The following is a 12,839-nucleotide window of genomic DNA, read 5'->3' as shown; positions in this document are numbered from 1 at the left end:
GATTATGCCTTCGTTGCGTTTGCTTGTTCGTCCTTGTATAATTTGCCATCATACATTTTGATGAATGGGAACCAAATCAAGAAAGCAACGACTGCACAGATGATTGCTAAGACAAAGGCACGCCAGTCACCACCTGAACCAATAAAGCCAGATAATCCAATTGGGGTCGGCCACGCTACTTGAGCAATCGGTGGGTTAACAAAGCCTAAGTTGATGCCAAAATAAGCAACGGACATTGAAGCCATTGGTGCTAAGAAAAATGGGATCGCTGTGTACGGGTTGTATACCACTGGCATCCCGAATAAAATCGGTTCATTGATATTGAAGAAGGATGGCACGATCGCTGCTTTTCCTAAAGCACTTAACTGCGCTGATTTTGCAAAGAAAGCGATGAAAATCACCATTCCTAACGTCGCTCCTGAACCACCGATCGTAACAAAACTGTTGTTAAATTCACCCGCAAAGGCAATGTTGGCACCATTCTGGTTTTCCACCATATTTGACAACACGATTGGCGTCAAGAATGAGGTCACGATCGTTGCCCCATGAATACCGACGATCCATAGTGCATGCATGAAGAAGTAGATAACAAGCAGTCCGATCCAGGTACTGGTCAATTGCGTCACGAAACTAAACGGAATCGCAATGACTTTGAAAATATCTGTGCCCATTGCGACTAATGCACCATTGATAATGATCACAGCTAATGAAGTCAGTGCCGTTGGAATCAATGCCGTAAAAGAGGAAGATACTCCTGTTGGCACTGTGTCAGGCATTTTAATGACAATATTGCGTTTCACACAGAACGCATAAATTTTTACGGCAATGATCGCCATGATAATCGCTGTAAAGATCCCAGTTGTTCCTAAACGAGTAACGCCGCCAGCCATTTCCCAGCCATCGATGATTTTTTGGTCATCAGAAATCACATTGACTAGTGTTGCCATACCGCCTTCAAAAACTAATTGCGGCAAGCACATAAAGAACGCCATCATAGAAAGTAATGCTCCATTGACTGGGCTTAAAACAAGTTTTTCTTCTTGTGCTTGAATCTTAGTATACTCATATCCAAAAACAATACAAAAATATAGTGCTAAAATCCCCATTGTTGCAGTGTTACCCAGCATATAGAGATTAACTACTTTATCAAATGATGTACTCCAAATGCCCTCTAATACAGGAAAACTTTGTGGCAAAACGCTGATGATCAAGAACATCGATCCTACGATAGTGAAAGGAATCGACGCCATCCCGGCTGCCATGACCCCACGAACGATCCGTAATTGTGAGATTTTCCCCATTGGACCCATTAAGTAGCGGTCCAAGAAGGCAAACATTTTGTTATTTTCTGAATCCATTGACTGTTCCTCCTTGAGTTTCAAATGTAGTCAAATACGTGAAATATTTGTCGCGGTCATGCTCGATCAACCACGCTTTACGCTGAATGAACAAACACGCCATCATGCCGACAGAAAACAAGGCAAGTAAGATCCCTCTACCCGATTGATTCATAAAAGGAATCAACGTTGCTTGCTGCCCGATCAAAATACCAAAAATTGCAATGAGATTGACGCCGAATTGGAGCCAATAACCGATCTTTGTCACCAGTAAACGATTCGATTGCTGCCAATATTTTTGAGTTTGTTCAATAAGTATAAGTCCATCAACGATCAATAAGGCAATGGGAATCAAACCAGCCCATGTCCATTGAGACAGACTCAATAGGGTCCAATAAAGATTGACAAAGAAAAAGATCGCAGTCATATAACGAAAAAGTAAAAAACGATTAAACCGCATACTTTTGTTTGCATATTCTTTCTTGGCTGCTTGGGTTACCGGTTTCCTTTTGGTCACAAGTCCTCCTCCTTTCGTTTTGCTTTCGCTCAACAACTTGTTCGAACAAGTTATATTCTAGCAGAATTCTTGTTGAATGCAACCGATTTCTTTTTGAAAGTGTTCTCTGAAAATAATCTGCTTTTTCATTCGTTATTTCTGAAAAGTTAAGCTAATCTCAAGGAACCTTGCAGGATAATGAGGGAATGTTCCTGACTCTTGGCTTTTGTTCGAGTAGAAAAAAGTTATTTTTAGCATTCGTTTTTGCAAACAGTGTTTGTTCCTGAAGGCTTTATCCCCCAAACAAGGCAACAGGTTTGTAAACTTGCTAACTTTACAGTACACTCTAAGTAACAAAATGTTTGATTTCGAACACGCGTTATTTTTAGTGATCGACATTCCCTGTACTCGTTCCTTAAAACGAAAGGAGATCCTCCCAATGGATGTATTAGAAACTTACTTAACCAGCATTGAAGAGCCAGTAAAGCAAGAAAAACTGCGTGCCTTATTTGCCGCTATTACCAAGAAATTTCCTGACCTCGTTCCAGTCATCAAGTGGAATCAGCCGATGTTCACCGCCCATGAGACCTTTATTATCGGTTTCAGCGTTTCAAAACCGCATTTTTCTGTCTCCCCTGAAACCAAGTGTCTTGAACAGTTTGCCGATGCCATTGAAAACGCCGGTTACAGCCATACGGATAACATTTTTCGCATCAAGTGGACTGAGCCGATCGATCAAGGATTGATTGAGGACATGATTGCTTTCAACCTGAAAGACAAAGCGGAGATGACCCGCTTTTGGCGCTGAGCCAATCGAGACTTCGTAAAAGAAGAGCAACCCAAAAAACCGCAGAAGCTGGTTCGCTTCTGCGGTTTTTCTGACTATTATAAGCCTAATTCTGGCGCCGGATCAAAGAATCCAGACCATAAGCTTGTTGACATCCCTAAATGTAGATGGACGCCAGTTGAATTCCCAGTCGTTCCCATACCGCCAACATATTGTCTAGCTGAGACGCTTTGTCCGACCGAAACAGCTGGCAGCGTACTAAAGTGCATGTAGTAGCTGTAAACGCCATTGGCATGTTTGATGATCACATAGTTACCAGTTGACGGACCATAGCCCGCTTCAACGACTTCGCCTGCTTGGATCGCATAGATCGGCGTTCCTGTGCCCCCAGTAAAGTCGATGCCATTATGTTGATTTCCTGATGCACCTGTTGGATCTGTTCGATACCCAAAACGACTCGAAATATGAACCGAATCGACTGGCATTTGCCATCCACCTGTGCTTGCTTGTTCCTTTGGCTCAGCTGCTTGCTGCACAGGTGCAGGCGTAGCTGCAGTTTTTTCTGACGACACCGATGTTTCTGGCGCCACTGCGGCTTCCGTCTTCGGCTGGGCTGCTGCCACTGCTGCTTGTTGAACGGCAGGACTTTCGGCGGTTTCAGCTGACTTGGCTTCTGCTGCTTGCTGACGTTTGGCTGCTTCTTCTGCTTCTTTGCGCGCTTTTGCTTCTTGTGCTTCTTGTTCAGCCAGTTGCTTCAACGCTGCTTCTTTTTGCCGTTGTGCTTCTGCTTTGTCCGCTTCCAATTGGTCTTTTTTCTCTTCTTCGGTGTTCAACGCCAGGGCAAGGTCTGCTAGTGCAACTTCTTGATTCAATTTGACATCAGCTAATTCCGCTTGTTTTCCTTGCAATGCGTTTGACTGCTCTTCGATCGCAACCAATTGTTCCTGCAACTCTTTTTCCAATTTCTGGCTCGTTGCGATATCTTCTTGCTGTTGTTCGACGATGCTGTTGCTGGCATTCATGATCGTTACTGAAGCGATCGCCCGTTGAATAGCTTCTCCGATGGATTCAGCGTCAACGATTTTTTGGAACAAACGATTGGAAGGTTCCGACGTTTGAATGTCACGCGCTTGATTCGCCAGTACTTCTGTGCGCTTGATGATTTTCTCTTCAAGGACTTGGATCTCTTGTGCCAAGGCATTGACTTCTTCTTCCGTCGCCGTTTTCTTTTGTAGGATTGCTTGGATTTCTCCTTCAATCGATTGAATCTCTACCTCTGTAGATCGTTTCAGCGATTCTAATGAGGTGGATTCATTTTTTATGTCATTGATTTTTTCATTTTGCTGCTGGATCTTCTGATCAAAGCTGTCTGCGGATACCGTCACGACAGGCAGCGTCAGCAAAACAAGTGAACTTGCAACCAAAAGTGTCTTCTTCATTTTTTCTCCTTAACTAGATGTGTCTTATCGCTTTCTTTAGCATACCGAAAGATGTCACTCTTGGGGCTGTTTTCACACAAATAACATCTGGCTGCAAGAAATTGACATCTAGCTGAAACAAAATTGTTAGAATATTTCAACGAAAAAGATTGCTTTTCTTCGTCATTTAACCTTCGTTACTTATCAATTGGTTGATCTCCTGTCCGATTGCCTACGAAAATGCCGCGATTTGCAGTAATCAGCAGTGGACCTATGCTATACTGAATAAAAAAACGGAGGTTCTCATGATACAACAAGTGACCCAATTTACCGATTCTGAGTTAGAAACTATCGCCCAGATTTGGCTGCAAAGCAATTTGGATGCCCATGACTTTATTTCAGCTGCCCATTGGCAAGATAACTATGACTTTGTGAAAAAAGCCTTTGCCGATGCCCTTATCTACACCTATTCGGTGGATGATCAGCCTGTCGGCTTCATCGGGATGTTGGATGAATATATCGCTGGTATTTTCGTTTTGAAAGACTATCGTGCCCACGGCATTGGCAAGCAGCTTTTACAAAAAGTACAAGCAGAACACGAGAAGCTGACTCTGAACGTCTACCAAAAAAATACAGCTGCTATTGCGTTTTATCTCAAACATGGCTTTACCATCGTTTCTGAACAAGTGGATTCTGATACCAATGAAATCGAAAACACCATGGAGTGGCATCGTTGATGCTGCTTTTTTTCCAATTTTTTGTACTTGTTAGTTAACTATCCTTTTGGAAACTATTTAATAAAAAAGTATGACTGATCAAACAACCTATTTCCCAGCAATAAATATAGAACAAATGTCAAAAATTTAAACAAGCGACAGGATTGATTGGTTTCCCCCTCTTGTAACTCCTTCACCACTGGGATACTACTATCCGTGCATTCTTATGGTATAAAGTATGAAGACAGACGCCTCCTATCAATTAGGAGGCGTCTGTCTTCTGTTGAAACGAATTTATTCAGAAGGCTCTGCTGGATACTCCCGCAAGCGATACCCGACGCCGATTTCAGTGATCAAATATTCTGGCTGCAGCGTATTGGTTTCGATTTTTTTGCGAATGTTTGAGATATTGACTCGCAAAGTTTGTGCATCCGCTGCAAAAGGTCCCCAGACTTCGCTAGTCAGGGTATCGTAAGTGACGACTTTGCCTAAATTCTTGAACATAACTGCCATGATGCGGTATTCGTTTTTGGTCAAATGGATCTCATTTTGATTCTTGTACAGGATTTTTTTCTCAAAATCGATCGTTAACTCCTTGTTTACGAGAATTGGGCTGCTGCTAAAGGCAGCTGTCTCCTTGTGCCGTAGTGCCGTGCGAATGCGGGCAAATAACTCATTGGTACTGAAGGGCTTCGTTACATAATCATCGGCACCGAGGTCTAATGCTTGCACTTTGTCTTGTTCATCTTTACGAGCAGAGATCACGATGATCGGTGTGTTCATGCGCTTACGAATGATTTTCAACAGCTCCATACCGTCAATGTCCGGTAAGCCCAGATCCAGTAAGATGAAGTCGATGGTTTCTTCCTGCAAGAGCATCAATGCCTCCATGCCAGTGCCGACTGACGTAAAGTTGTAATGCTCTCTTTGCAAGACGACCTCCATAAAATCAACAATATTCGAATCATCTTCAATCAATAAAAAATGTCGCTGCATGTTCTCCCTCCTTACTGCTTTAAATAAATACGAAAGATCGTACTGCCTGCTTTCGTTTCGATCGCCAATTTGCCTTCATGGGCATGGATGATGGTTTTGACGATACTCAGTCCGATACCTAATCCATTTTTTGAATCCACCGGCACTTCGGTGTCATTGGTCAAATTCGCTTGGATTTTTTGGTATTGTCCTAAAGGGATCTCCCCTTGGTTTTCGATTTCAATGACCACTTCTTGCTCTTGAGAAACTCGCAAGAAAATCGGTGTATCGGCGGTTCCATGGCGAACCCCATTTTCAATCAAATTAAACAAGGCTTGTTCGATCAAGATGGGATCGACTTGGACAAAAATCAGCTGATCAGGCATCTTCACGATGATTTTTTGTTGCGGATAGACTTTCTTTAGGTGTGTCAAAACCGCTTCAATAATTTCTTCGATTGGTTCTTCACTGCGCTTGACCGCCATATTGGTCAAGTTGATGCGGGTCACCGACAATAAGTTTTCAACCATGCGGATCAACCACTGGGATTCACTTTGGATGTCTCCTAGCAGCTTTTGTTTCGTTTCCTTTTTGATCACGCCTTCGGTTTCACTCAATGTTTCGGCAATGCCAGAAATCGTCGTCAAGGGGGTCCGCAAGTCATGAGAGACCGCACGTAGTAGATTGCTGCGGACTTTTTCCCGTTCGTTTTCTAATTGGATCTGTTCTTTCTCACTCGCTAATGAGACTTGTTCCAACACGGTCGCGATTTGGGTGATCACAAGGCGCAAGTAATTCAATTGACTATTGGCCAACTGATGTTCCTCGTTGCGTTCTACCCCAAGGGCGCCTAGTGGTTTGCCGTTTAAAACGATCGGCAAGTAGAACCCATTGGCACCAATCAGAGTATCTGTGCCGCGACCAGCTTCTTTTTGATTTTTCACGACCCAAAAAGCGACGGCTTTCTCATCCTTGCCAGTCAGTTGAGACAGTGTTTCTCTTGAAGAATGCAGACTTCTCAAGTGGCCTTCTCTGTCATATAACGCCACTTCTCGCTGGAGTAAGCGTGCCAAATAGGTGGTCGTACTTTCATAGATTTCTTGCTCATTCCGCGTTTCCATGTATTGTTTGTTCAGTTCATACAATATCTCCATTTGATGCTCTTTTTCCTTGGCATTTTCTGCTTGGGTCTTCAATCGAACCATCAAGTTACTGATCATCAAGGCAACGATCAGCATGATCACTAATGTGATTGGATAACCTGCTTTATAGACCGTCAAGGAATACAAGGGTTCGACAAAGAACCAGTTGTAAGAAAGGACACTAATGATCGATGCCATGGCACTCCATAGATAGCCACTCGTGTAACGGGCCACTAAGAGAACAAAAAAGATGTAGACCAGCATCAAGTTCTGCTCGCCGAAATGCAGATACTGCATGCCTTCTGTCACTAAGGTGGCGAGCATGATCAGCCCAAAGGTCAAGGTGAAATCTCGACCGCCGCCTTCAAATAATTGCGAAAACGTCAGCCGTGGTCGCTGCATTTTTTCTTTAAAAGGAATCAAATGGATCTCGATGTCATCAAGGCGGCGAATCAAGCGGTCTTCTAAATCCTCGACAAACAATTTTTGGAACCACTTTTGAGAAACCTGTTTCCCCATGATAATGTCACTGGCACCCGTCATTTTGGCATACTCTACGATGGTTTCAAAACTGTCATCCGCTTCAATGTTGATGACTTCTGCACCCAAACGCTCTGCCAACGGCACTTCGGTAGGTGTATCATCTAACGATCGAACTTGGATGACCGTCCATTCGGCACCGACTCCTTGGGCTAAGCGAGCGGTCCAACGAATGCATTTTTCTGCCATTTTCGGCAAGCGATCATCAATGATCGTCAAAAGCTTGCTTTGAACTCGTTTTCGACCGCCGTTCATTTGATTGATATGATTGGAAGCTTTTTGGATCGCTAATCCCCGCAGATGATCAAGTTTTTCTGGCGTAAAAAAATTTTTTAGCGCTCGTTTGGCATTTTCGTCGGCATAGATTTTGCCTTGTTCCAATCGATCGATCAGTTCGTCTGGTTCAACATCCACTACCCGCAAGCTGGCGTGTTGGAAAAAGGTGTCGGGGACTGTTTCTCTGACTTCCACTTCCGTGACCTTTTCCACGATATCATTGAGACTTTCGATATGTTGGACATTGATGGTCGTGTAGACGGTGATTCCTGCATTCAATAATTCATCGACATCTTGGTAACGTTTTTTGTTTCGGGCACCAATGGGATTGGTATGTGCCAACTCATCGATCAAGACGATATCTGGTTTTAGTTGGATCAGTCGATCGATATCTGGCTCATAAAGAGTCAATTGCTTGTGCTGGTATTGCTTTAATGGTACTTGTGGTAACCCTTCAAGCAATCGATTGGTATCGGGACGTTTGTGGGGTTCGATATAGCCGATCACCACATTTTTGCCCATGAGCAAACACTCATGGGCTTCGGTTAACATCGTATAGGTTTTTCCGACACCGGCAGCAAAACCGAAAAACACCCGTAGTTTGCCACGTTTAGGTCCAAAGCCTGCTTGCAGCAGCATCTCTTCTGGGATCGTCTGCTGGTTGTTTTCACTCATAGATGCTTCCCCCTATTCCTCGGGTAATTGATTGAGCTGCTGATTCAAGGTCATGATATTGACGTATTCTCTCGTGGAGAACAAATCAGCTACTTTATTCCTGTTTATTATATCATGAATTGTTTGTTCATCGATGCCTCTTGTGTCAGCGATCCGCGGTAGTTGAAAAAGTGCCGCTTCGACACTGATATCAGGATCGACGCCACTACCCGAAGCGGTCACGAGATCGATCGGCACACTGGTTTGGGTTGGATTTTCTGCCAGCAACGCCGCTGTCCGCTCAGCTACAGTCTTTTTTTGGGTCGTATCATAGGGCGACAATTGTGAAACGGTTTGATCACGCCCTTGGAAGTAACCTGCTTGGTCAAAGGGTTGCGCAAGCAGCTCAGATCCTTTGACCGCTCCGTCTTCCACGATTTGACTGCCGTTGGCTTGATGGGCAAAAAAGACTTGTCCGACACCAGTGACCAACAATGTATAGAGACCGCCAAATAGCACGGTACTAACTAGTAAAAATTTGATACTTGCAAAGAGGGTGTTCTTCATCATGTTTTCCTCCTAAATGACTCCTTGACTCTGATGGATTTTTCTTATAGCAGAACAGCTGACAAAAGCAAATCTACTAGCTTGATGCAAATGAATGGTGCGATGATGCCGCCTAGGCCGTAGACGACCAGATTGTGCCGCAGCATTTGGCTGGCTGGTTTTTCTTGGTATTTGACCCCTTTTAACGCCAAAGGGATCAAGGCGATGATCACGACTGCATTGTAGATGACTGCGGACAAAATCGCAGTTAAGGGACTACCAAGATTCATGATATTCAGCGCTGCGAGTTCTGGATAAATCGCATAAAACAGAACAGGGATCACTGCGAAATATTTGGCGATATCATTCGCGATACTAAAGGTCGTCAATGCCCCACGGGTCATCAGCAGCTGTTTACCAATTTGGACTACTTGCAGTAATTTGGTAGGGCTGGAATCAAGGTCGATCATATTGCCCGCTTCTTTGGCTGCTTGCGTACCAGTGTTCATCGCCATTGCCACATCGGCTTGGGCGAGTGCGGGTGCATCGTTGGTTCCATCCCCCGTCATCGCCACCAAATGCCCTTTTTCCTGATATTCGCGAATCAGGTTCATTTTGTTTTCTGGTGTTGCTTCGGCTAAGAAATCATCGACGCCCGCTTCGGCGGCAATAGCAGCTGCCGTCAAGGGGTTGTCCCCAGTGATCATGATCGTCTTGATGCCCATCTTGCGCATGTCGGCAAATTTTTCTTTGACGCCGTTTTTCACGATGTCTTTTAAATAAACGACTCCAAGTACCTGGCCATTTTTTACTACGACCAATGGGGTTCCACCAGCCTTAGCGACTTTTTCTACGATCTCGTCACACGCAGTGGGATAGGTCTGCCCTTTTGCCGTCACATATTGCTTGATCGTATCCGCAGCTCCTTTACGGATCTCATCACCACGATAGTCGATCCCAGACATCCGTGTTTTGGCACTAAAATCGATCCAATGAACATCGGCTTGCTGAAATTCCCGTTCACGAATATTGAAGGCTTCTTTGGCTAAAATCACGATACTGCGGCCTTCCGCCGTTTCATCGGCAAAAGATGCCAACTGCGCTGCATCTGCCAACTCTTTGGCGGTGACCCCCGGTACCGGCAAGAACTCACTGGCACGGCGGTTTCCCAGAGTAATGGTTCCTGTTTTATCCAGCAGCAAAACATCCACATCTCCTGCTGCTTCAATCGCGCGTCCACTCATGGCGATGACATTTTCTTTGGTCAAACGACTCATTCCAGCAATCCCAATCGAGGAAATCAAGGCGCCGATCGTGGTCGGTGCAAGACAAATCAGTAAAGCGATCACGATCACACTGGAAATCGCCGTTCCCCGACCAGATAACTGACTGCTAAAATCGGTAAAAGGAATCAATGTGATGGAAACTGCCAAGAAGATGATGGTCAGTGTCACTAAGAACAGCTGCAAGCCAATCTCATTGGGTGTTTTTTTCCGCTGTGTCCCTTCCACCATCGCAATCATCTTATCCAAAAAAGAATGACCATTTTCAGCGGTCACTTTGATGACCAAGTAATCGGAAACGACTAACGTCCCTCCCGTGACTGCACTGCGGTCGCCGCCAGACTCACGAATGACAGGGGCTGATTCTCCTGTGATGGCACTTTCGTCCACCGAAGCAGCACCTTCCACGACATCCCCATCGGCAGGAATTTGTTCGCCAGAAGGAACGTAAACCAAGTCGCCTTTTTTCAAATCGGAGGATCGGACTTCGATAAAAGCCTCCTTGGCGACATCTTCCAGGGACATGACTTTGTAGGTCATGATTTCTTTTTTGGCTTGCTTCAAACTATCCGCTTGTGCTTTGCCGCGCCCTTCTGCCACTGCTTCGGCAAAATTGGCAAACAACAAGGTCAACCATAAGAAGACGGTCACACTGATACTAAACCACAACGGGACCGTTTGTTCTTGAAAACATAAAATCGTTGTCAAGATCGCCCCTAAGTAAACCACAAACATTACGGGGTTTTTGATTTGTTGGCGAGGGTCCAATTTCTTAAAGGATTCGCCGATCGCCCATTGATAGATTTTTTTCATTTTTTCTCTCTCCTATTTCGTTGTAAAGAAGTCTGCGATTGGACCTAAAGCCATCGCTGGTAAAAAGCTCAGTGCACCGATCACGATGATCACAATGATCAGCATCGTGACAAATACTGGACTCGTGGTTGACAAGGTTCCTTCATTACGAACGGTTTTCTTTTTGGCCCCCATGTTTTCTGCCAGATACAAGATGGCTGCGATGGGAACGAAACGTGAAACGAACATCAAGATACTACCCAAACTATTCAGGAAAACAGTATCTGCGGTCAAGCCGCCAAAGGCACTCCCGTTGTTGTTGCTAAACGAAGTTGCTGCATACAACAGTTCGCTAAAGCCATGGGCGCCTTGGTTGGTTAGCCAGCTCATGATGTCAGGGTGCAAGGTCATCAACATAGCCCCGAAAAGCGTCAGTAGCAATGGCGTCAAAATAACGATACTCGTCATTTTAATGTCAAAGGCTTCGATTTTTTTGCCGATATATTCGGGTGTTCGTCCGACTAATAAACCAGCGATAAAGACCGTCAATAATAGAAAAGCGATCATGCCATAAAGCCCGCTACCGACACCGCCAAAGATGATTTCCCCCAGCTGCATCAAGAACATTGGGATCGCACCCCCGAGTGGTGTGAAACTATCTAGCATGGCATTGACTGATCCACTGGAAGCGGCGGTGGTACTCACTGCCCAGAGACTCGACCAACCGACACCGAAACGTACTTCTTTGCCTTCTAGATTGGCATTCCCAAGCACTTGACTGAATTGCGGTCCATAAGCTTCACTGATCACTACGCCAATAAAAGCTAGGATCAAAAAGACGGTTGCGGTGATCAAGATCGTACGTCCTTGTTTCCACTCTTTGATCCAAAAGCCAAAGGCAAAAATCAAAGCAGCTGGCAGCAACAAGATCGCTAAGTTTTCTAAAAAATTACTGAACATCGTTGGGTTTTCAAATGGATGAGCAGCGTTGGCGCCAAAGAAACCGCCGCCGTTGGTCCCTAATTGCTTGATGGCGATTTGACTCGCTACTGGTCCGAGCGCCATCCAAAAGGATTCCCCCTCAAATCCATTGACTTCCACGCCGCTGCTCAACGTTTGGACAACGCCTTGAGACAGGAGCAAGATCGCTAACATCAATGAAAGTGGCAAAAGGATATAGAGCAAGGAACGGGTGACGTCTTGCCAAAAATTCCCTACCGTACGTTTTTGCTTTTGCTGCAGCCCACGAATCAAGGCACACAATACGGCTAGTCCTACTGCCGCTGATAAGAAATTTTGCACCGTTAATCCTAATGCTTGGGAAAGATTGGTCAGTGCTTCTTCCCCAGCGTAAGCTTGCCAGTTCGTGTTCGTCACAAAACTGACGGCTGTGTTCAATGCTAAGTCAAAGGACATATTCTCAACGGCTGCCCCTTGCGGTAACCAGTGCTGAACCATCAATAATCCGGTCAAGCCGATGATGGAAAAGACACTGACGGCCAAGACGGACAATAGATAGGTTTTGGCGGTCATTTCTTTTTTGCTGACCGAACCAATCACTCGATAGGTCAACCGTTCAATGGGTTGAATAAAGCGGACAAACCGCGGTGTTTTTCCTTGCATGATTTCTTTGATATACCAGCCCAAAGGAACCGCGGCTGCTAGTAAGATCAGTAAAAATAAAAAGCCTTGCACAAAATAGCTACTCATCGTTCTTCCCCCTCAAACAAGTACCAAAAGAGATAGATCATTACGATCACTCCGATTATTCCTAAAACAAGATTCATATTCTTCACTCCTTCATGACGTAAGCATACGCAAAAAGAAATAAAAATAGTGTAAATCTTCTGCTAGCATCTTTATATCTTCTTTATACG

10 protein-coding genes are annotated in these 12,839 nt (G+C 44.8%); 2 read left to right on the top strand and 8 right to left on the bottom strand.

The genetic code is table 11. From position 1 onward, the window contains the following. Positions 1-2: 2 nt before the first annotated feature. Together celB and IGI77_RS06460 are read right to left on the bottom strand one after the other, a co-directional pair. Entirely contained in the window at positions 3-1,358 is a 1,356-nt protein-coding gene (gene celB / locus IGI77_RS06465) for a PTS cellobiose transporter subunit IIC (protein ID WP_438769737.1), read from the bottom strand. Further along, entirely contained in the window at positions 1,342-1,854 is a 513-nt protein-coding gene (locus IGI77_RS06460; RefSeq protein ID WP_015509419.1) for a hypothetical protein, read from the bottom strand. Before IGI77_RS06460 ends, celB begins: the two co-directional genes overlap by 17 nt. Before the next feature lie 418 nt (positions 1,855-2,272). Here IGI77_RS06460 and IGI77_RS06455 point away from each other — a divergent pair, with 418 nt between their 5' ends. Beyond that, positions 2,273-2,641, top strand: a complete 369-nt coding sequence (locus IGI77_RS06455; RefSeq protein ID WP_428206399.1) for an iron chaperone — start codon at positions 2,273-2,275, stop codon at positions 2,639-2,641. A 77-nt stretch (positions 2,642-2,718) separates the two neighbouring features. Here the strand turns inward: IGI77_RS06455 and IGI77_RS06450 are convergent, their stop codons facing one another. Further along, on the bottom strand, positions 2,719-4,059 hold the full coding sequence (locus IGI77_RS06450) for a peptidoglycan DD-metalloendopeptidase family protein (protein ID WP_438769736.1): 1,341 nt from the start codon (positions 4,057-4,059) through the stop codon (positions 2,719-2,721). 284 nt (positions 4,060-4,343) lie between these two features. Here IGI77_RS06450 and IGI77_RS06445 point away from each other — a divergent pair, with 284 nt between their 5' ends. Continuing rightward, complete coding sequence (locus IGI77_RS06445) at positions 4,344-4,775, top strand: GNAT family N-acetyltransferase (RefSeq protein ID WP_438769735.1); 432 nt, start codon at positions 4,344-4,346, stop codon at positions 4,773-4,775. Between the two features lie 273 nt (positions 4,776-5,048). Here IGI77_RS06445 and IGI77_RS06440 read toward each other — a convergent pair whose 3' ends face one another. The 5 genes from IGI77_RS06440 to kdpA are packed head-to-tail and all read right to left on the bottom strand — an operon-like array spanning position 5,049 to position 12,672. Next, a complete protein-coding gene (locus tag IGI77_RS06440; protein ID WP_311949733.1) occupies positions 5,049-5,750 on the bottom strand; it encodes a response regulator transcription factor in 702 nt (233 codons plus the stop codon). Between the two features lie 11 nt (positions 5,751-5,761). Beyond that, a complete protein-coding gene (locus tag IGI77_RS06435; RefSeq protein ID WP_087627245.1) occupies positions 5,762-8,362 on the bottom strand; it encodes a sensor histidine kinase in 2,601 nt (866 codons plus the stop codon). 12 nt (positions 8,363-8,374) lie between these two features. After that, positions 8,375-8,911 carry a potassium-transporting ATPase subunit C gene (locus IGI77_RS06430; RefSeq protein ID WP_438769734.1) on the bottom strand — a complete coding sequence of 179 codons (537 nt, stop codon included), beginning with the start codon at positions 8,909-8,911 and terminating at the stop codon, positions 8,375-8,377. Between the two features lie 41 nt (positions 8,912-8,952). Then, entirely contained in the window at positions 8,953-10,983 is a 2,031-nt protein-coding gene (gene kdpB / locus IGI77_RS06425) for a potassium-transporting ATPase subunit KdpB (RefSeq protein WP_005225658.1), read from the bottom strand. Positions 10,984-10,995: 12 nt separating this feature from the next. Continuing rightward, a complete protein-coding gene (gene kdpA / locus IGI77_RS06420) occupies positions 10,996-12,672 on the bottom strand; it encodes a potassium-transporting ATPase subunit KdpA (RefSeq protein ID WP_438769733.1) in 1,677 nt (558 codons plus the stop codon). Positions 12,673-12,839 lie beyond the last annotated feature (167 nt).

Origin of the sequence: Enterococcus sp. DIV0213h, assembly GCF_051711285.1 — a bacterium.
Taxonomy (GTDB): domain Bacteria; phylum Bacillota; class Bacilli; order Lactobacillales; family Enterococcaceae; genus Enterococcus_D; species Enterococcus_D casseliflavus.
Note: the sequence above shows the minus strand (reverse complement) of the source record. Positions and strands in the feature narration are given on the sequence as shown.